Below are 18970 nucleotides of genomic sequence, written 5' to 3'. Positions count from 1 at the left end.
CTGCAGGGGGGACCCTGTGGGAGAGTAGGACGCCGCCGAACAATTATTGTGGGAAAGCCCCGCACCTTATGGTGCGGGGCTTTTCTGCGTTCCGGGCCAGACTCCACCGGATGCCCGGCATGGGGTCGAGGCCGATCCGTGCTGACGGCTCGTAGGGTTGGGGTATGGGCTACGACCTCGTCATCTTCGACAACGACGGCGTGCTGGTGGACAGCGAGCCGCTCGCCAACAGCATCCTCGCCGGGTACCTGACCGAACTGGGGCACCCGACCTCCTACGAGGAATCGCTCCACGACTACATGGGCGGCGCCGTGCACCGCGTGCACGACCTCGTGCTCGAGCGGACCGGCCAACGGCTCCCGGACGACTTCGACGAGACGTTGTACACGCGGACCTTCGCCGCGTTCGAGCGGGAGCTCAGGCCCGTGCCCGGCGTGGAAGAGGTGCTCAACGGCCTCGTCGAGCAGGGCATCAGCTACTGCGTGGCCTCCTCGGGCAGCCACGACCGGATCAGGGTCGGGCACCGGGTGACGCGCCTCGACGAGTGGTTCGAAGACGAATGGCTCTTCAGCTCGCAGGACGTCGGCCAGGGCAAGCCCGCCCCCGACCTGTTCCTGCACGCCGCCCGCTCCATGGGCGTCGAGCCGGCGCGCTGCGTCGTCGTCGAGGACAGCCCGCTCGGCGTGCGGGCCGCGCTCGCCGCGGGCATGGACGTGTACGGGTTCACCGGGATGATGCCCGCCGAGCGGCTCGCCGGCGCGACCGGGTACTTCGGGGACATGAAGCAGCTCCCGGGGCTTCTGCAACTGCCCGTGTGATCGCTCTACCCACGGGTAGCACCGGGGCCTACGCTGTGCCGCCATGACGGTTGACGTACGGCTGCGGCGCGGGCGCAGCGCCCTGGGGTTCAGCTTCTTCGCGCAAGGCGTCGCCTTCGCCCTGCTCGTGACCCGGATCCCCGGCATCCAGGACCGGTACGGGATATCCGACGGGCTGCTGCCCGCCTTCCTCGCCGCCGTTCCGATCCTGGCCGGGGCGGCGAGCGTCGCCACCGAGCACGTGGTGAAGCGCGTCGCACCCAGCGTGGTGCTCCGGTGGGCGCAGCCCGTGGTGCTCCTGTCCCTCCTGGGGGTCGGGACGGGGACGCAGCTGTGGCACGTGGCGGTGGCCCTGGGGGTGTTCGGGCTGGCGGTGGGTGCGCTGGACGCCTCGATGAACATGCTCGGGGTGAGCCTCCAGCGGGCGTACGGCCGCAGCATCATGCTGGGGTTCCACGCCGTGTACAGCCTGGGCGGGATCGTCGGGGCCTCGGCCGCGTGGGCCGGGGCGCACTGGCACCTCGGACTGTTCGTGAGCTACCTGCCGGCGGTGGTCGTGCTGCTGCCGCTGGTCCTGGTCGTGAGCCGGTACTACGTGGACGCGCTGCCCGGGGCCCCGGGTGCCCCCGGTGAGAAGGAGGGGGCGGCGAACGCCGGGAAGAAGCTGCTGCTGCCGCTCTGTCTGGTCATGGCGTGCGCGTACATCGGTGATTCGACGGTGGCGAACTGGAGTGCCAAGTACCTCCAGGACGTGCTCGGCAGCTCCGAGCAGCTGGCGACCGTTCCGTACAACGTCTACATGGTGACCACCCTGATCGGGCGGGCCGTGGGTGACCTGGGCGTGCGGCGCTTCGGCGCGGCGGCCGTGGTGCGTGCGGGGACGGTGGTGGCGGCCGGCGGGTTCGCGGTGGTGGCCGCCGCGCCGGGGCCGTGGGTGGGCATGCTGGGGTTCACGATGCTGGGGCTCGGGCTGTGCGTGATCGTGCCGCAGACGTTCGCGGCCGCGGGCCGGCTGTTCCCGGGGGGTTCGGACTCGGCGATCGCGCGGCTCAACATCTTCAACTACGTGGGCTTCCTGATCGGCTCCCCGCTCGTCGGGGCGGTGGGGGACGCCTGGAGCTACCGGGGGGCGATGCTGGTGCCGATGGTGCTGGTGCTTGTGACACTGTTCTACGCCCGCTCGTTCGGTTCCGGCGACGCCCGATACGGTGTCGGGCATGAGCGGCCGCGGGTTGTTGATGTGGGACGAGGCGGTAACGAAGTATGACTTCGGACCGAGCCATCCGATGGATCCGGTGCGCCTGGCGCTGACCATGGGCCTGGTGCGGGCCTTCGGGCTGGACCGGGCGATGGACGTACGGGCGGCCCGGGCGGCCGGTGACTCCACGCTGCGGCTGGTGCACCGGGAGGAGTACGTCGCCGCGGTGCGGGGGGTGTGGGGGGGCCCCCCGGGGGGGGGGGGGGCGGGGGGGGGGGGGGGGGGGGGGCCGCCCCCCGGTGGCGCGGGTTCTCGCAGGGTGGCGCGGGAGGCACGGCGGTGGGGCGTGGGGGCGGGCCGGGGCGTGGGCGGGCGGGGCGGCCGGGGGGGGGGGGGCCCCCCCGGGGGGGGGGCCGCGGGGGGGGGCGGCCCGCGCGGGGGGGGGGGGGGCGGCGCCCCCCCCGGGGCCCCCCCACGGGTCCTTCGGTCTGGGGACCATGGACGACCCCGCGTTCGCCGGGATGCACGAGGCGTCGGCGCTGATCGCCGGGCAGTCGGTGGCGGGCGCGGAAGCCGTGTGGCGCGGGGAGGCGGAGCACGCGGTGAACTTCGCGGGCGGGCTGCACCACGCGATGCCGGGATCGGCTGCCGGGTTCTGCGTGTACAACGACGCGGCGCTGGCCGTGGCCCGGCTGCTGGAGCTGGGGGCCGAGCGGGTCGCGTACGTGGACGTGGACGTCCACCACGGGGACGGGGTGCAGGCGGCGTTCTGGGACGACCCGCGGGTGCTGACCGTCTCGCTGCACGAGCACCCCCGGACGCTGTTCCCGCAGACGGGATGGCCGGAAGAGACCGGTGGCGCCGCCGCCGAGGGGTCGGCGGTGAACGTGGCGCTGCCGGCGGGCACCGGGGACGAGGGGTGGCTGCGGGCCTTCCACGCGACGGTGCCGGAGCTGCTGGAGGACTTCCGGCCGCAGGTGCTGGTGACGCAGCACGGCGCCGACACGCACTTCGAGGACCCGCTGGCGCACCTGGCGGTGTCCCTGGACGCGCAGCGTGCGGTCCAGGAGGCCTGCCACCGGCTCGCCCACGAGCACGCGGGCGGGCGGTGGCTGGCGCTCGGCGGTGGCGGGTACGCGGTGGTGGACGTCGTACCGCGGTCGTGGACGCACCTGGTGGCGATCGCCGGGCACCGGCCGGTCGACCCGGAGTCGGCGGTCCCGGCGTCGTGGCGGGACGAGGTGTACGCGCGGACGCGGCAGCTGGCGCCGGCCCGCATGACGGACGGGCGGGAGGCCGTGTGGCGGGACTGGGAGGGCGGGTACGACCCGGCGGACCGGATCGACCAGGCGGTGCTGGCGACGAGGCGGGCGGTGTTCCCGCTGCGGGGCATGTTGACCTGATGATGCATCGTTACGCCAACGGTGGGGCCGAACGCCGGAATTGATGAACCGCCAGATGTGTTGGGGGAGCATCGGAGGGTGTTGAGCACCGGCGCGCTGCGTGCGCATCTGCTGGCCGCCCGGTTGGCCGGGCCCGTCGCCACCCCGAGGGAGGAGAGCCTGCGCAGCTACCGGCTGTTCGCGGCGCGCGATCCGCGGGTGATGCTGGGGCTGGACCCGGAGCGGGGCTGGGGTGAAAGTGACCTGCTGGGGCTGATGGCGCAGAAGTGCGGGGTCTCGCCGGACCCGGCACACGTCAGCGGGCCGGACGTGATCGATCCGGAGCGGACGCTGGCGGCGCTGGAGGCCTTCGCGGGGCGGCTGCGGGAGGCGGTGCGGGCCGGGTCGCCGGTGCTGTTCGGGACGGGGCACCCGCACCGGCTCCTGGGCTTCTACGCCACCTTGGCCGCCGCGGTGTCGGCGGCGGGCTGTGTTGTCCTCCGTCCGGCGCGGGGGGTGAGTGTCGACATGGCGACCCGGTTCGGCGTACGCACGCACTGCATCGATTACGTACGAGGGGTCGCATTGGTGCGGGAGCCCGGCGTGCGGGAGTCCGGGAGTGCGCCCGGCGCGCACTCCCATTCACCGCTGCCGGTCCGGATCGCCCTGGGGGCCCTGGCGGAGGCCGGAGAGCCCCTGCCGGAGCTGGTGGTGGGGGACCACGGGTGGGTCTGCGGTGCAGGTCAGCTGGGTGTGGAGGCGATCGGGCTGGCCGACACGGACGATCCCGCGCTGTTCGTGGGGGAGGCCGAGGGGCGGGTCTCGGTGGCGGTTCCGCTGGACGACGCGGTGCGCGCGGACTACTACGGACCCCTCACCCGGTACGTGCTCGACCGGGCGGGGCTGCCGATGCGCCAGGAGTGGCTGTAGCTCCTCTTCCCCACTCGTATCACGCGCCCCTACTCTGGGGAGTGAGCGTGCGACGACGAGGAGTAACCGGAGGGGAAGCCGGTGCCCGTCATGCGCGGAAGGTCAAGGTGTGTCATGGCTGCTGGCGAGAGGCCTCTCAGTGAGGTTCAGTTCCTGACCGTGGCGGAGGTCGCCTCGGTGATGCGAGTGTCGAAGATGACCGTGTACCGCCTGGTGCACAACGGTCATCTGCCCGCAATCCGGGTGGGCCGGTCCTTCCGGGTCCCCGAGAACGCGGTTCACGAGTACCTCCGAGAGTCCTATGTGGGGGTGGAGTCGGCCTGAGACTGACGCCCCGGACGCCCTCGCAAGCAGGCGGATTACAGGCTCAGAGCTCGGGCGGGTAGGCTAAGCCGACGTAGGTCGTGTGGGCCCAGACGCCCCGCACCGAGTGAAGAGAAGTGAGCGAGGGTAGTCGTGGGCTCTGTTATCAAGAAGCGGCGCAAGCGGATGGCTAAGAAGAAGCACCGCAAGCTGCTCAAGCGCACCCGCGTCCAGCGCCGTAACAAGAAGTAAACGGTAGCTGTACGTGTATTCCGCAGCCCCCCCACCATCCTGGTGGGGGGGCTGCGGTGCAGCCGGGGGCAGGTTGTTCCGACTAGGGAGGCGCTGAGCTCGTGGGGAAGGTCGTACTGGTCACCGGGGCGTCTCGGCAGCTGGGGGGCCGCTTCGTGCGCCGCATCCAGCGTGACCCGGAGGTCGAGCGGGTGATCGCGGTGGACGCCGTGGCTCCGCCGCACCGGCTCGGGTCGGCCGAGTTCGTCCGTACGGACATCAGGCAGTCGGCGATCGCCCGCGTGCTCGCCGAGCACGCCGTGGACACGGTGGTCCACCTGGCGGTCACCGGAGGCCGGGCGGGAACGGGCGGCGCGCACAGCACCGTCAAGGAAACGAACGTCATCGGGACGATGCAGCTCCTCGGGGCCTGCCAGAAGTCCCCGACGGTGCGGCGGCTCGTGGTGAAGTCCAGTACCAGCGTGTACGGGGGCACCTCGCGGGATCCGGCCGTCTTCACCGAGACCACGGAGCCGAAGTCGCTGCCCGCGGGCGGCTTCGCCAAGGACGCGGCCGAGGTCGAGGGGTACGTACGGGGCTTCGCGCGCCGGCGGCCGGACGTCGCGGTGTGCGTGCTGCGCTTCGCGAACATCCTGGGGCCCTTCGCGGACTCGGCGCTGGCCGAGTACTTCTCCATTCCGGTGATGCCGACCGTGCTGGGCTACGACCCGCGGCTCCAGTTCGTCCACGAGGACGACGTGCTCGACGTGTTGCGGCTGGCGGCGCAGGAGCCGAGGCGCGGGACGCTGAACAGCGGCACCTTCAACATCGCGGGTGACGGCGTGCTGCTGCTCTCGCAGTGCTCGCGGCGGCTGGGACGGCCGACGCTGCCGCTGCTGCTGCCCGCGGTGACGTGGGTGGGATCGGCGCTGAGGGCGGTCGGGGTGACCGACTTCTCGCCGGAGCAGATAAGGCTCCTGACGCACGGCAGGGTGGTGGAGACCACGCAGATGCGGGAGGTGCTCGGCTTCGAGCCGATGTACACGACCGCCGAGACCTTCGCCGACTTCGCCCGGAGCCGGGGGAGCGGGCTGCTGCCGCCGGAGCGGGTGGCGCGTGCCGTGGACCGGGTGGCTGGGATGCTGAACGTGGACGGTTCGGACGTCGGGGCCGACGTGGCTGAAGGAGCGAGGCGATAGTGGCGGACGCCAAGGTCATTCCGTTCGACGAGGACCGGCCGCGCCGGCGTCCCCCGGGGCGGCGGGTGCGGGCGGCCGCTGCCGCGGCCCCGGAGGCGGCCGAGCAGGCGCCGCTCCTGGAGCCGGTGCCGGAGCGGCCGGCCGGAGCGGGCTGGGACCGGAAGATCGCCGGGGGCCTGTCGTTCCTGCGGCGGCGGATCACCGGGGAGTACGAGGTCGACGCGTTCGGCTACGACAAGGAGCTGACGGACCAGGTCCTGATGTCCCTGATGCGGCCGCTGTTCGACAAGTACTTCCGGGTCGAGGTCAAGGGCATCGAGAACATCCCGAAGGAGGGTGGTGCGCTGATCGTGGCGAACCACTCGGGGACGCTGCCGCTCGACGGGCTGATGCTCCAGGTCGCGGTGCACGACCACCACCCGGCGCAGCGGCACCTGCGGCTGCTGGCGGCCGACCTGGTGTTCATGCTGCCGGTGGTCAACGAGCTGGCGCGCAAGGCCGGGCACACCCTGGCGTGCGCGGAGGACGCGCAGCGGCTGCTGGAGGCCGGGGAGCTGGTCGGCGTGATGCCGGAGGGCTTCAAGGGGATAGGGAAGCCGTTCGGAGACCGGTACAAGCTGCAGCGGTTCGGCCGCGGCGGCTTCGTGTCGACGGCGCTGCGGGCGGGGACGCCGATCGTGCCGTGCTCGATCGTGGGCGCGGAGGAGATCTACCCGATGGTCGGCAACGCGAAGACGCTGGCGCGGCTGCTGGGGATCCCGTACTTCCCGATCACGCCGACGTTCCCGCTGCTGGGGCCGCTCGGGGCGGTGCCACTGCCGACGAAGTGGACGATCCAGTTCGGGGAGCCGATCGCGACGGACGGGTACGCGGCGGAGGCCGCGGAGGACCCGATGCTGATGTTCAACCTGACGGACCAGGTGCGCGAGCAGATCCAGCACACGCTGTACCGCCTGCTGGTGCAGCGGCGGTCCGTGTTCTTCTGACGCCCCGGCGGGGCGGCGGCCGGCGGGAAGCCGGGCGGGGTCCGCCAGTCGTGGGTCCGGGCACGCGTGAACGCCGGCGGGGCTGGATGGGCCCCGCCGGCGTTCGACGGCGCTACTCGGCGTCCTCCGCGTCGATGCCCAGGCCCGGGAGGATGCCCGGGAGCAGGGGCGGGAGGGTGATGTCCGGCTTGAGGTGCTCCGGAACGCCGCCCGTGGGGGGCGGGGAGGGCTGGCCCGTGGGCGGGGTGAGCAGGTCGCCCGTACCTCCCAGGAGGCCGCCCGTGGGCTGCGGCTTGGCGCTGCTCCCCGAGGGGGACGGCGCGGGGCTGCTGCCGGACGGGGTGCCCGGGGTGGGGTCGGCCTGCTGCTTGCCGCTGGGGGCGCCGGGCTTGGCCGGGGTGCCGGACGAGCCGGATCCCCTGCTCTGCTCGGGGGGCTTGGGGAGCAGGCCCTGGAGCGGCGCGACGTCTTCGTCTATGGCCCGGAAGACGCCCTCCACTTCACCGCCCACGTCCGTGAGCTGCGCCGGGAGCTTTTCCCGGAGCCGGCCCCACGCGTCCCGGTGGGAGCGGGAGAACGACGAGAGCGTCTGCATCGGGCCGAGCGAGCCGTCCCGTTGGTAGGCCGCCTGGAGAAGCCGGTGGCCCTGCTCCGCGTCGTGCTTCATGCCCGCCAGCGCGCGGCGGATCTCGCCCAGGGATTCGTGGTCCAGCACGCCCGTCCGGCCCCGTTCCATCAGCCTGCGGGCTTCCGAGAGGCGGTTCGAGGCCTGGTCGAGATAGAGCTCGCCCCGGTCCGAGTCCTCGTCGGCCATCCCCAGCTTCAGGTCTTCCATGCCCCGTTTGATCGGGTACAGGGAATCACCGGGCAGGGCATCCGTGCTGGCAGCGGCCACTCCGCTGAAGGCCCCTGCGGCCACACCCACGGTGAGGCCGCCTGCCGCAATGCCCTTGGACCAGCGGGAGCGGGGCCGCAATTTCCGGAGCGAGGTCGCCCGGTGGGCGCCGCGGCCGGTCCGCTGTTCGGGCACCAGAGGGTCCGAGGCGGCACCGCCCCCGGCCCTCTCCTCCAGCACCATGGCCTCCATGGCGGCGACGAGCTGGGCTCGTTGCACCACTTTGACCTGGGGGTCCAGCACTGGGCGCGGCATTCTTTCGCCGAGCGCACTCGCCAGGGCCAAAAGCCGGTCGTGGTCGGCAGGTTCGGCAGGTGCCTCGGACTGCTCGGCCGCCGGGTCCGGTTCCGGAGCATCGGACGGGGTCCGATCCTCCAGGGCCTGGGCGAAGGCGTTCGCCCGCCGGTGCGGGGTCACGTTCGCGATCACTGGCGGCACCTCCTCTCGTCATGACGATCGACTCCCCAAGGTGTCCGGAAGGTTGCCTTCCTTGAGCACATCCACACTTTCGAGTGAGCGGCTTCGGGCAGGGCATGTCCACAGGGAGCCTGCATTCCGCACAACGAGCGTCGCGGCACTTGGGTTACGGACGAAGGATGATCGGACCACAGCGTCATCGAGGGGTCACCGGATGTATGTGAGGTGGTGTCGTTCTGGTGGGCGTGTGAGGGGGTCAGCGGGCGTCTTCGGGGAGGAGCCGGGCAAGGGTGCGGACCGCCCGGTACTGGAGCGTCTTGATGGCGCCCTCGTTCTTCCCCATCACCCGGGCCGTTTCGGCGACCGAGAGCCCTTGCAGGAAGCGCAGGGTCACGCACTCCTGCTGCTGTGGGTTGAGTTTCTTCACGGCCTCCAGCAGGGCCGCGTTGGAGAGGGACTCCAGGACGGAGTCCTCGGGGCTGCGCTCGACCTCGTTCGCGTCGAGCATCTCGCCGGTGGTGACCTCCAGCCGGAAGCGGCTGGACTTGAAGTGGTCCGCCACCAGGTTGCGGGCGATCGTCACGAGCCAGGCGCCGAAGTCGCGGCCCTGCCAGGTGAAGGTGGAGATGCGGCGCAGCGCGCGCAGGAAGGTCTCGCTGGTGAGATCCTCCGCGGTCGCCTTGCCGCCGACGCGGTAGTAGATGTAGCGGTAGACCGTGTCGCTGTACTGGTCGTAGAGGCGGCCGAAGGCGTCGGCTTCGCCGGCCTGGGCGCGTTCGACCAGGTCCATCATGCGGGCCTGGTCGCTGTCCGCGGTGGGGCGGCGGTGGGTGGCCTGAGTGCTCGTGCCGGCGGCGCCGTTCGAGCCCCCGGCCGCGCGGCCGCGTCTGCCCACCGTCGCGCCGCCGTCGGTCAGGGCATAGCAAGGACCGGCCGGGCCGAAGCCGGCAGGGACCGCGGCGGCGAAGGCGGGGACGGCGTACGCGGTGGGGACGAAGCCGCGCAGGTGGTCGAGGACCGTTGCGCGCAGCGTAGCCAGGCCCGAGGCGTCAACCCCGACAGGTGGGTACACGGGACTCCCAGAGGCAGAGCTTCCATCACGTGCAGTGCGGGACCGTTCACCCGTCGTGGCGACAGATGACCGGTGGCATGCGTTTGAGGAGAATAACGCTTCGTACAGGCAGTGCTACACCCAGTTGCTCAAATCACCGGTTCCGACACTTCTGTTGCGTGTCCAGGGCATATTCGGTCGCTGTTGGTGATCGATTCTTGATCGGTTGGGTGCGCGGAATGGCAGCTTCCCCGGTGGCTCACGACCGAGTCGGGCAGGGCGGAGTGCCGCGCCGGGGGCGCGGGTAGAGGTGAGCGAATGCCCGTGGTCCGGCCGTCGGCGGGGTGGGGGCGGGGCGGGGCCCGGAGTTGTTACTTGCGGCGGCGGTGCAGGGCGATGGCGGCGGCCGCGCCGCCCGCGATCGCGCCGACACCGGCGGCGGCCGGGACGCCGACCTTCACGGCCTTGCGGCCGGTCCGATAGTCGCGCAGCCGCCAGTCGTGGGTGCGGGCATGCTTGCGCAGTTTTGTGTCGGGATTGATCGCGTACGGATGTCCGACCAGGGACAGCATCGGAATGTCGTTGTGCGAATCGCTGTACGCGGCGCAGCGCGCGAGGTCGAGCTCCTCGGCGGCGGCCAGGGCCCGGACCGCCTCGGCCTTGGCGGGGCCGTGCAGCGGTTCTCCCACGAGGCGGCCGGTGTAGATGCCGTCGACGGACTCGGCGACCGTGCCGAGCGCGCCCGTGAGGCCGAGCCGGCGGGCGATGATCGTGGCGGTCTCCACGGGCGCGGCGGTCACCAGCCACACCTTCTGGCCGGCGTCGAGGTGGGCCTGGGCCAGGGCGCGGGTGCCCGGCCAGATCCGCTCGGCCATGTACTCGTCGTAGATCTCCTCGCCGATGGACATCAGCTCGGAGACCTTGTGGCCCTTGACGATGGACAGGGCGCTGTCGCGGGCGTCCTGCATGTGGTCGGGGTCCTCGACGCCGGCGAGGCGGAACCAGGCCTGCTGCCAGGCGAAGCGGGCGAGCTCGCGGCGCTGGAAGAACGCGCGCTTGTAGAGGCCGCGGCCGAAGTGGAAGATGGCGGCGCCCTGCATGACGGTGTTGTCGAGGTCGAAGAAGGCGGCGGCGAGGTCGTCCCCGGCGACGGGGAACTCGGGCTCGGCCGGCTCCTGCGGTTCGCGGGCCTCGGCTTCCGCCAGCGCCGCGGCCTCCTCGTCAGCTTCCCTCTCGGGGCCGGTCAGCGGTGGGGCGTCGGCCGGAGCGGTCTTGCGGGCGGCCTCGGCCGAGGCCTCGCCTGCCAGCACGCTCCGCGCGGTGGCGGAGCGCCTACGGGGGGTGAGCCATCCCAGAGCGGCCATGACGCGAGCATAGCCACTGTGTTCGGGAGTTCCCGAACCGATGGGATGCGGAGGCGTGAACTCTGCGGGGCGCCCCCGTTACGCGGGGGCGGGCCCGGCGGCGCGCGAGAATGGGGGCATGAGTCCTTTGTTGCGCCGCAAGGAGAAGAAGAGCCCCGGCGAGCGGGTGGTGACGCTCATCGGGAAGCCCGGGTGCCATCTGTGCGACGACGCCCAGGAGGTGGTGGAGAGGGTGTGCGCCGAGACGGGCGCGCGCTGGGAGAAGAAGGACATCTCGCAGGACGAGGAGCTCTACCGGCTGCACTGGGAGCAGATTCCGGTGGTGCTGGTGGACGGCGAGCAGCACACCTTCTGGAGGGTGAACCCGGACCGGTTGCGGCGGGCGTTGGGGGGCTGACCTACTCCACGGTTACCATCGTGGGCGTTTTGTGGGGGCTGGGGTGCGTATCTGTGAGGAGTGTGTACGGTTTTGCCCCCTTCTGGATTTGAACGGGTTCGGCGTGCCGCCGGTTCCGGGGTTCCGTGCCGGAGGCGCGTGACCCCGGTCACTTTGCTCGGACAAAGCGGACACAATCTTTGTGCACGCGTTCACAAAGGCATAGCCTGCTGTCGACGGGGCGGTCCTGGGACAAGTGGCCGCCTGCAGCCCCGCTCATCCCGCAGGAGCATCGTGGCAACTGGCCGAACTCACCGACCGGCGACCCGCAGCCGAGGTATTCCCGAGGCCACTGTCGCCCGGCTTCCGCTGTACCTGCGCGCCCTCACCGCGCTCTCCGAGCGATCGGTGCCCACGGTGTCCTCCGAGGAGCTCGCGGCCGCGGCCGGAGTCAACTCCGCGAAGCTGCGCAAGGACTTCTCGTACCTGGGGTCCTACGGTACGCGCGGCGTCGGCTACGACGTCGAGTACCTCGTCTACCAGATCTCCCGCGAGCTCGGGCTGACCCAGGACTGGCCCGTCGTCATCGTCGGCATCGGCAACCTGGGCGCGGCCCTCGCCAACTACGGCGGGTTCGCGTCCCGCGGGTTCCGGGTGGCCGCGCTGATCGACGCCGACCCGGCGATGGCCGGCAAGCCGGTCGCCGGGATGCCCGTGCAGCACACCGATGAGCTGGAGAAGATCATCGAGGACAACGGCGTCTCGATCGGGGTCATCGCGACCCCGGCCGGTGCGGCCCAGCAGGTCAGCGAGCGGCTGATCGCGGCCGGTGTCACCTCGATCCTCAACTTCGCGCCGACCGTGCTGTCCGTGCCCGAGGGCGTGGACGTGCGCAAGGTCGATCTCTCCATCGAGCTCCAGATCCTGGCCTTCCACGAGCAGCGCAAGGCCGGCGAGGGCGCTGCCGCCGCAGCTGCCGCCGAGGCGTCCTCCGTGGGCGGCGCCGCCCCCGCCGCGGCCGTGGTGCCGCCGGCCGGCCGGGCCGCCGCCGTCGCCCGCAAGGGCAACCCCGAGGGCGACGTCCCGGCGGTGATGCCGGCATGAGCCTGCTCGTCGTAGGGCTGAGCCACCGCAGCGCGCCCGTCAGCGTCCTGGAGCGGGCCTCGCTGTCCGCGGACGCCAAGGTCAAGCTGCTGCACGACACCCTCGCCGCCGAGCCGGCGACGGAGGCCGCGGTGCTCGCCACCTGCAACCGCATCGAGCTGTACGCCGACGTGGACAAGTTCCACGCCGGTGTCGCCGAGCTGTCCACGCTGCTCGCGCAGCACAGCGGCGTCGCGCTGGAGGAGCTCACCCCTTATCTCTACGTCCACTACGAGGACCGGGCGGTGCACCACCTCTTCTCGGTGGCGTGCGGACTGGACTCGATGGTGGTGGGCGAGGGCCAGATCCTCGGCCAGATCAAGGACGCGCTGGCGCTGGGGCAGGAGCAGCACACCGCGGGCCGGCTGATCAACGACCTGTTCCAGCAGGCGCTGCGCGTCGGCAAGCGGGCGCACTCGGAGACCGGGATCGACCGGGCCGGGCAGTCGCTGGTCACCTTCGGGCTGGAGCAGCTCGCGGTGAGGACGCCGGTGACGCAGTGGGCGGCCGGCAAGCGGGCGCTCGTGATCGGCGCCGGGTCGATGTCCTCGCTCGCGGCGGCGACGCTGGCACGGGTCGGCATCGCCGAGATCGTGGTGGCCAACCGGACCGTGGACCGGGCGGAGCGGCTCGCCGAGATTCTGGTTGCCTCGGGCACCGGGGTGCGGGCTTCGGCCGTCCCGATGTGGTCCGTGCCGCAGGAGCTGACACGAGTCGACGTGGTCGTGTCCTGCACGGGCGCGACCGGGCTGGTGCTGACCGCCGACGACGTGCTCGCCGCCGTGTCCCAGGGCGCCGGGGCCTTCGCCCCGGCGGCCGTGCCGGACCCCGAGCCGCAGGCGCCGCGCGCGCCCGCGGGCCCGGGACCCGCCGGCGTGGACGCCGAGGTCGTGGCGCGGCTGGCTGCCGCAGCCCGCGACGGAGGACGGCTGGCCGACGCCGGAGCCGTACGGACCCTGGCCGCCGCGCCGGAGCCCGACGGGTGCCCGCTCGGACTGGACGCGCCGGCCGCGGACGGCCGGGCCGCCCTGACCGGGGTCGACGCCAGCGCGCTCGAACTGCACGGCACCTGGGCCGACCAGGGCGAGGCCGCCGCTCAGCGGCAGCCCCGCAAGAGCGCCCGCGCGCTCGGCGACGGGACGGCCGTACGGCTCGCCCTGCTCGACCTGGCCATGCCGCGCGACATCGACGCGGCCGTGCACCGGGTTCCGGGCGTACGGCTCGTCGACATCGAAAGCCTCGCCGAGACGTCCGCCGACGCCCCGATGGCCGCGGACGTCGACGCCGTGCGCGCGATAGTGGCCGCGGAAGTGGCCGCCTTCGGGGCGGCGCAGCGGGCCGCGCACATCACGCCCACGGTCGTCGCCCTGCGGGCCATGGCGGCCGAGGTCGTGGCCATGGAAGTGGCCCGCCTCGACGGGCGGGTGCCCGACCTCGACGACCGGCAGCGGGCCGAGGTCACCCAGACCGTGCGCCGCGTCGTCGACAAGCTCCTCCACGCGCCGACCGTGCGCGTCAAGCAGCTGGCGAGCGAGCCCGGCGGCGCCGGGTACGCCGAGGCGCTGCGCGAACTCTTCGACCTCGACCCGCAGACGGTGGCATCCGTCAGCCGGGCAGACGCGGCCGATCCGATGAACGACGACGACCCAGGACGGGCATCATGAACACACGTCCCGACCAGCCGCTGCGGCTCGGTACGCGGCGGAGCAAGCTGGCCATGTCGCAGTCGGGCCACGTCGCCGACGCGGTCCGCGCGGTCACCGGGCGGACCGTGGAGCTCGTGGAGATCACGACCTACGGCGACGTGTCGCGCGAGCACCTCGCGCAGATCGGCGGCACCGGGGTCTTCGTCACCGCGCTGCGCGAGGCACTGGTGCGCGGCGAGGTCGACTTCGCCGTGCACTCGCTGAAGGACCTGCCGACGGCGCAGCCCGACGACCTGGTGATCGCGGCGATGCCGCAGCGCCAGGACGCCCGGGACGCGCTCGTCGCCCGCGACGGCCTGACCTTCGAGCAGCTGCCCGACGGCGCCCGGATCGGCACCGGTTCGCCGCGCCGGACGGCCCAGCTGAACCACTTGGCGCTGTCGCTGGGCAAGCGCATCGAGACCGTGCCGATCCGCGGCAACGTGGACACCCGCATCGGGTTCGTGCGCGACGGCGCGCTCGACGCCGTGGTGCTGGCCGCCGCCGGACTGAACCGGATCGGCCGCGGCGACGAGGCCACCGAGCTGATGCCGGTCGACGGCATGCTGCCCGCGCCCGGCCAGGGAGCCCTGGCCGTGGAGTGCCTCGCGTCCGACGCGGACCTGATCGCGGCGCTCGGCGAGCTCGACGACCCGTACACGCGGGCCGCCGTCACCGCCGAGCGTTCCCTGCTCGCCCGCCTGGAGGCCGGCTGCAGCGCCCCCGTGGGGGCGTTCGCCGACCTGCTGGCCGACGGTCAGACTGTCAATGAAATGCGCCTGCGCGGCGTCGTCGGAACCCTCGACGGCTCGACGCTGGTGCAGCTGTCCACCACCGGTCCCGTGCCCCAGTCGTACGACGAGGCCATGGCGCTCGGCCGCGAACTCGCGGACGAGATGCTGGCCAAGGGCGCGGCCGGTCTGATGGGGGAGCGAGCGTGAGCCCCACACGTCCCACCACCTCCGCTTTTCCGGGCATCGCCGCCCACGGACACGTCACCTTCCTCGGTGCCGGCCCCGGCGACCCGGGTCTGCTGACGCTGCGCGCCGTCGAGGCGCTCGCCGCCGCGGACGTGCTGATCGCGGAGCCCGATGTGCTCGACGTCGTGCGCACCCATGCGCGCGTCAACGTCGACACGCCACAGCTGACGGTAGCTGACGAGAAGTCAGCAGCCGCCGGGGTCCCTGTGATCCGGGACGCGGCCAATCTTGTCATGGAGGCCGCACGCTCCGGCAGGCGGGTCGTGCGAGCCGTCACCGGCGACCCCGGGCTCGACGGGAACACGGCCGAGGAGATGCTCGTCTGCGCCTCCGAGGGCATCCCCTTCGAGGTCGTGCCCGGCATCCCGACGGCCGTGGGCGTGCCCGCGTACGCCGGTGTGCCGCTGCGGGAGCGGGGCGACGGCAACGGCGTGCGCTTCGTGGACGCCAGGACCGCCTCGGCGCGCTGCTGGACCGAGGCGGGCGCGAGCGACGGCATACTCGTCGTCTCCTCGACCCTGGAGACCGTCTCGGCGGCCGCCGCCGAGCTGGTGGGCGCCGGGCGCAAGCCAGACACCCCGCTGACGGTGACCGTCGCCGGCACGACCACGCGGCAGCGCACCTGGTGCGCGACGCTGGGCACGATCGCGCAGGTGTTCAAGCAGGGCAAGGTGCTGCCTTCGCCCGAGGGCGCCCGGCCGGTCATAGCCGTGGTCGGGGAGCACGGCGCCGCCGCGCGCCGCGACGAGCTGGCCTGGTTCGAGTCGAAGCCGCTGTTCGGCTGGCGGGTGCTCGTACCGCGTACCAAGGAGCAGGCCGCCTCGCTCTCCGACCAGCTGCGTTCCTACGGAGCGGTGCCGCACGAGGTGCCGACCATCGCCGTGGAGCCGCCGCGCACCCCGCAGCAGATGGAGCGGGCCGTCAAGGGCCTGGTCACGGGCCGCTACGAGTGGATCGCCTTCACCTCGGTCAACGCCGTGAAGGCGGTGCGGGAGAAGTTCGAGGAGTACGGGCTCGACGCGCGGGCCTTCGCGGGCATCAAGGTCGCCGCGGTGGGCGAGCAGACCGCGGCCTCGCTGGTGGAGTTCGGCGTGAAGCCGGACCTGGTGCCGAGCGGCGAGCAGTCCGCGGCCGGGCTGCTGGAGGACTGGCCGCCCTACGACCCGGTCTTCGACCCGATCGACCGGGTGTTCCTGCCGCGGGCCGACATCGCGACCGAGACGCTGGTCGCCGGGCTGATCGAGCTCGGGTGGGAGGTCGACGACGTCACGGCCTACCGGACCGTGCGCGCGTCGCCGCCGCCGGCGGACACGCGCGAGGCGATCAAGGGCGGCGGGTTCGACGCCGTGCTGTTCACCTCGTCCTCCACCGTCCGCAACCTGGTCGGGATCGCGGGCAAGCCGCACAACGTGACCGTCATCGCGTGTATCGGGCCGGCGACGGCCAAGACCGCGGAGGAGCACGGGCTGCGCGTGGACGTGCTGTCGCCGGAGCCGTCGGTGTCGAAGCTGGCGGAGGCCCTCGCCGAGTACGGCGCGGCGCGCCGCGAGGCGGCCAAGGAGGCCGGCGAGACGGTGTTCCGGCCGAGCGAGCGGCGGCCGGGGGCGCGCAGGCGCCGTACGACCTGACCGGTCGGCAGTGGTGTGAGGCAGGGCCCGGACGCGCGACGCGTCCGGGCCCTGCGCCGTACGTGGCGGTAGGCGGCCGAGCGGGTAACGGGTACGGGTGCGGCGGCTCTGGCGGTGTCGCGGTGCGGAGGTGCCGGGCGGGCCCGGGCGGGGTGCGCGCGGGCCCTACGCTGGTTGCGACTGTTCTCGATGCTCGAAGAGGCGACTGACAATGAGCGCGTACGGATCCTTCCCCGGCTCCCGGCCCCGCCGGCTGCGCACCACCCCGGCGATGCGGCGGATGGTCGCGGAGAACCGGCTGCACCCCTCGGACCTGATCCTGCCGGCGTTCGTGCGGGAGGGCATCAGCGAGCCCCTGGCGATCTCGGCGATGCCGGGCGTGGTCCAGCACACGCGCGACACGCTGCGCAAGGCCGCCGCGGAGGCGGTCGCGGCGGGCGTCTCGGGGATCATGCTGTTCGGCGTTCCGGCGGACGAGAACAAGGACGCGCGGGGCACGGCGGGCACCGAGCCGGACGGGATCCTGCAGCTGGCGATCCGCGACGTGCGGGCCGAGGTCGGCGACGACCTGGTGATCATGTCGGACCTGTGCCTGGACGAGTACACCGACCACGGGCACTGCGGGGTCCTGGACGAGCACGGGCGCGTCGACAACGACGCGACGCTGGAGCGGTACGCGGAGATGGCGCAGGTCCAGGCCGACGCGGGCGTCCACATGGTGGGGCCGAGCGGGATGATGGACGGTCAGATCGGGGTGATCCGCGACGCGCTGGACGAGACGGGCCACGAGGACGTGTCGATCCTGGCGTACACGGTGAAGTACTCGTCCGCCTTCTACGGGCCGTTCCGCGAGGCGGTGGGCTCCTCGCTCCAGGGGGACCGCAAGACGTACCAGCAGGATCCGGCGAACGCGCGGGAGTCCCTGCGGGAGCTGGCGCTGGACCTGGAGGAGGGCGCCGACATGGTGATGGTCAAGCCGGCCGGGCCCTACCTGGACGTCCTGTACCGGGTGGCGCAGGCGGTGGACGTACCGGTGTCCGCGTACCAGATCAGCGGCGAGTTCGCGATGATCGAGGCGGCGGCGGAGAAGGGCTGGATCGAGCGCGACCGGGCCGTTCTGGAGAGCCTGCTGGGCATCAAGCGGGCGGGCGCGGACACGATCCTGACGTACTGGGCGACCGAGGTCGCGGGCTGGCTGCGCGAGGCGCGCTGAGCGGGCGCCCCCACCGCCGCCCGGCCCGCTCGCGGGGCGCGGCGGCGGGGCGCACGCTGGGGGGAGGGCGAGCCCCTGGAGGTGGTGCACCGTGTCCACACTCGTCGGTTGGCACGTGGAGCTCGAATTCACCGAGGAGGGCGACCGCACGGGTGCGGCCGCCCTGGTCAGGCTCGGTGACGGCTCCGAGATGAGGGCGCGCGGCTACGCCATGCGCCATCCGTCCGATCCGGAGCAGCTGAGGGTCGGGGAGGAGATCGCGGGTGCCCGTGCGCTCATGGACCTCGCGTCGCAGATGCTGCAGAAGGCCCACGCCGAGATCGACGAGGCGTCCGGGCGCCGTTCCCACCCGCTGAACCGCTGATCCGGCGGCCGGCTCCCACCCCCGTGGGGAGCCGGCCCGTTCAGCGGGTGCGGCGGGCGAACAGGGCCGCGGAGAGCGCCACGGCCAGGGCCGTGATGCCCGCGCACCAGGCGAGGGCCACCCAGGGCGCGTCCCCGGCGGGCCGGTCCAGGAGCAGGGCGCGCAGGGACTCGATGACCGGGGTCAGCGGCTGGTGGTCGGCGAAGCCGTGGAGCCAGCCGGGCATGGTGTCGATGGGGACGAACGCGCTGGACGGGTACGGCAGGAACATCATCAGGAAGGTGAAGCCGCCGGCCGCCTCGGGGGAGTCGGCGAGCAGGCCGAGCGCGGCGGCCAGCCAAGAGATCGCGGTGATGTACGCGAACAGCAGCCCGGCGGCCGCGAGGAAGCCGAGGGGGCCGGCCTGGGGCCGGAAGCCGATGGCGAGGGCGACGCCGAGGACCAGGGCGGTGGACAGCAGGTTCCGCGCGACGGACGCGGTGACGTGCCCGGCCAGGATGGGGATGCCGCCGATGTCGAGGGAGCGGAAGCGGTCGATCACTCCGTCCTTCATGTCCTGGCTGACGCTGACGGCGGTGCTCGCGGCGCCGAAGCCCGCGCACAGCAGCATCGCGCCGGGGACGACGTAGGTGACGTACGCGGTGCCGGTGTCGATGGCGCCGCCGAAGAAGTAGACGAAGATCAGCATCAGCATGACCGGCAGCATCAGGGCGGTGACCAGTACGTCCGGCCTGCGGCTGCTGATGCGCAGGCTGCGTGCGGCCAGGGTGACGGCGGGGGTCAGAGCGGCTGGGGTGAGGGCGGCGG

The 18970-nt window shown here is 72.6% G+C and carries 18 protein-coding genes and 2 pseudogenes; 16 read left to right on the top strand and 4 right to left on the bottom strand.

What is annotated here, in order from left to right; all coding sequences use genetic code 11:
- The first annotated feature begins 164 nt into the window (after positions 1 to 164).
- The 9 genes and pseudogenes from ACZ6S8_RS12470 to ACZ6S8_RS12430 all read left to right on the top strand — a co-directional run bounded on the left by ACZ6S8_RS12470 (position 165) and on the right by ACZ6S8_RS12430 (position 7047).
- Entirely contained in the window at positions 165 to 818 is a 654-nt protein-coding gene (locus tag ACZ6S8_RS12470) for an HAD family hydrolase (protein ID WP_469454892.1), read from the top strand.
- A gap of 43 nt (positions 819 to 861) precedes the next feature.
- The gene (locus ACZ6S8_RS12465; RefSeq protein ID WP_469454890.1) at positions 862 to 2085 is read left to right on the top strand and encodes an MFS transporter; all 1224 of its coding nucleotides are present in this window, start codon (positions 862 to 864) and stop codon (positions 2083 to 2085) included.
- Positions 2036 to 2248, top strand: a pseudogene (locus ACZ6S8_RS12460) (acetoin utilization protein AcuC); the annotation flags it as partial. The gene ACZ6S8_RS12465 and the pseudogene ACZ6S8_RS12460, both read left to right, overlap by 50 nt.
- A 247-nt stretch (positions 2249 to 2495) precedes the next feature.
- A pseudogene (locus ACZ6S8_RS12455) lies at positions 2496 to 3419 on the top strand (acetoin utilization protein AcuC); the annotation flags it as partial.
- A 78-nt stretch (positions 3420 to 3497) separates the two neighbouring features.
- Positions 3498 to 4328, top strand: coding sequence for a phosphatase (locus ACZ6S8_RS12450; protein ID WP_469454888.1), 831 nt, complete (start codon positions 3498 to 3500; stop codon positions 4326 to 4328).
- A gap of 114 nt (positions 4329 to 4442) precedes the next feature.
- A complete protein-coding gene (locus ACZ6S8_RS12445; RefSeq protein ID WP_008738568.1) occupies positions 4443 to 4652 on the top strand; it encodes a helix-turn-helix domain-containing protein in 210 nt (69 codons plus the stop codon).
- A 132-nt stretch (positions 4653 to 4784) separates the two neighbouring features.
- Entirely contained in the window at positions 4785 to 4883 is a 99-nt protein-coding gene (locus ACZ6S8_RS12440) for a 30S ribosomal protein bS22 (protein WP_003948845.1), read from the top strand.
- 101 nt (positions 4884 to 4984) lie between these two features.
- Positions 4985 to 6061, top strand: a complete 1077-nt coding sequence (locus ACZ6S8_RS12435; protein WP_469454886.1) for an NAD-dependent epimerase/dehydratase family protein — start codon at positions 4985 to 4987, stop codon at positions 6059 to 6061.
- Positions 6061 to 7047, top strand: a complete 987-nt coding sequence (locus ACZ6S8_RS12430) for a lysophospholipid acyltransferase family protein (RefSeq protein WP_469454884.1) — start codon at positions 6061 to 6063, stop codon at positions 7045 to 7047. Before ACZ6S8_RS12435 ends, ACZ6S8_RS12430 begins: the two co-directional genes overlap by 1 nt.
- A gap of 112 nt (positions 7048 to 7159) precedes the next feature.
- Here ACZ6S8_RS12430 and ACZ6S8_RS12425 read toward each other — a convergent pair whose 3' ends face one another.
- The 3 genes from ACZ6S8_RS12425 to ACZ6S8_RS12415 form a co-directional block, all read right to left on the bottom strand.
- Positions 7160 to 8371, bottom strand: a complete 1212-nt coding sequence (locus ACZ6S8_RS12425) for a DUF5667 domain-containing protein (RefSeq protein ID WP_469454882.1) — start codon at positions 8369 to 8371, stop codon at positions 7160 to 7162.
- 244 nt (positions 8372 to 8615) lie between these two features.
- On the bottom strand, positions 8616 to 9431 hold the full coding sequence (locus tag ACZ6S8_RS12420; RefSeq protein ID WP_469454880.1) for an ECF subfamily RNA polymerase sigma factor, BldN family: 816 nt from the start codon (positions 9429 to 9431) through the stop codon (positions 8616 to 8618).
- Between the two features lie 350 nt (positions 9432 to 9781).
- The gene (locus tag ACZ6S8_RS12415; RefSeq protein ID WP_469454878.1) at positions 9782 to 10774 is read right to left on the bottom strand and encodes an HAD family hydrolase; all 993 of its coding nucleotides are present in this window, start codon (positions 10772 to 10774) and stop codon (positions 9782 to 9784) included.
- Positions 10775 to 10892: 118 nt separating this feature from the next.
- On the opposite strand from ACZ6S8_RS12415, the gene ACZ6S8_RS12410 reads away from it, so the two are divergent.
- From ACZ6S8_RS12410 to ACZ6S8_RS12380, 7 genes are all read left to right on the top strand, one after another.
- Positions 10893 to 11171, top strand: a complete 279-nt coding sequence (locus ACZ6S8_RS12410; RefSeq protein ID WP_469454876.1) for a glutaredoxin family protein — start codon at positions 10893 to 10895, stop codon at positions 11169 to 11171.
- 273 nt (positions 11172 to 11444) lie between these two features.
- Positions 11445 to 12254, top strand: a complete 810-nt coding sequence (locus ACZ6S8_RS12405; protein ID WP_267723936.1) for a redox-sensing transcriptional repressor Rex — start codon at positions 11445 to 11447, stop codon at positions 12252 to 12254.
- Entirely contained in the window at positions 12251 to 13957 is a 1707-nt protein-coding gene (locus ACZ6S8_RS12400; RefSeq protein WP_469454874.1) for a glutamyl-tRNA reductase, read from the top strand. The genes ACZ6S8_RS12405 and ACZ6S8_RS12400 overlap by 4 nt, the downstream gene beginning before the upstream one ends.
- Positions 13954 to 14919, top strand: coding sequence for a hydroxymethylbilane synthase (gene hemC, locus ACZ6S8_RS12395; RefSeq protein ID WP_469454872.1), 966 nt, complete (start codon positions 13954 to 13956; stop codon positions 14917 to 14919). Before ACZ6S8_RS12400 ends, hemC begins: the two co-directional genes overlap by 4 nt.
- Complete coding sequence (locus ACZ6S8_RS12390) at positions 14916 to 16586, top strand: bifunctional uroporphyrinogen-III C-methyltransferase/uroporphyrinogen-III synthase (RefSeq protein WP_469454870.1); 1671 nt, start codon at positions 14916 to 14918, stop codon at positions 16584 to 16586. Before hemC ends, ACZ6S8_RS12390 begins: the two co-directional genes overlap by 4 nt.
- A 211-nt stretch (positions 16587 to 16797) precedes the next feature.
- The gene (gene hemB, locus ACZ6S8_RS12385) at positions 16798 to 17799 is read left to right on the top strand and encodes a porphobilinogen synthase (RefSeq protein ID WP_469454868.1); all 1002 of its coding nucleotides are present in this window, start codon (positions 16798 to 16800) and stop codon (positions 17797 to 17799) included.
- Positions 17800 to 17890: 91 nt separating this feature from the next.
- The gene (locus tag ACZ6S8_RS12380; RefSeq protein WP_469454866.1) at positions 17891 to 18163 is read left to right on the top strand and encodes a DUF1876 domain-containing protein; all 273 of its coding nucleotides are present in this window, start codon (positions 17891 to 17893) and stop codon (positions 18161 to 18163) included.
- A 40-nt stretch (positions 18164 to 18203) separates the two neighbouring features.
- Here ACZ6S8_RS12380 and ACZ6S8_RS12375 read toward each other — a convergent pair whose 3' ends face one another.
- On the bottom strand, positions 18204 to 18947 hold the full coding sequence (locus ACZ6S8_RS12375; protein WP_469454937.1) for an ABC transporter permease: 744 nt from the start codon (positions 18945 to 18947) through the stop codon (positions 18204 to 18206).
- Between the last annotated feature and the right edge of the window lie 23 nt (positions 18948 to 18970).

It is taken from the genome of Streptomyces sp. NPDC048461 (assembly GCF_055587105.1).
Note: the sequence above shows the minus strand (reverse complement) of the source record. Positions and strands in the feature narration are given on the sequence as shown.

Excerpts from the sequence above, each read along its gene's own strand:
- ACZ6S8_RS12470 (WP_469454892.1), top strand. The coding sequence starts at position 165 with ATGGGCTACGACCTCGTCATCTTCGACAACGACGGCGTGCTGGTGGAC.
- ACZ6S8_RS12465 (WP_469454890.1), top strand. The coding sequence starts at position 862 with ATGACGGTTGACGTACGGCTGCGGCGCGGGCGCAGCGCCCTGGGGTTC.
- ACZ6S8_RS12445 (WP_008738568.1), top strand. The coding sequence starts at position 4,443 with ATGGCTGCTGGCGAGAGGCCTCTCAGTGAGGTTCAGTTCCTGACCGTG.
- ACZ6S8_RS12415 (WP_469454878.1), bottom strand. The coding sequence starts at position 10,774 with ATGGCCGCTCTGGGATGGCTCACCCCCCGTAGGCGCTCCGCCACCGCG.
- ACZ6S8_RS12410 (WP_469454876.1), top strand. The coding sequence starts at position 10,893 with ATGAGTCCTTTGTTGCGCCGCAAGGAGAAGAAGAGCCCCGGCGAGCGG.
- ACZ6S8_RS12400 (WP_469454874.1), top strand. The coding sequence starts at position 12,251 with ATGAGCCTGCTCGTCGTAGGGCTGAGCCACCGCAGCGCGCCCGTCAGC.
- hemC (WP_469454872.1), top strand. The coding sequence starts at position 13,954 with ATGAACACACGTCCCGACCAGCCGCTGCGGCTCGGTACGCGGCGGAGC.
- hemB (WP_469454868.1), top strand. The coding sequence starts at position 16,798 with ATGAGCGCGTACGGATCCTTCCCCGGCTCCCGGCCCCGCCGGCTGCGC.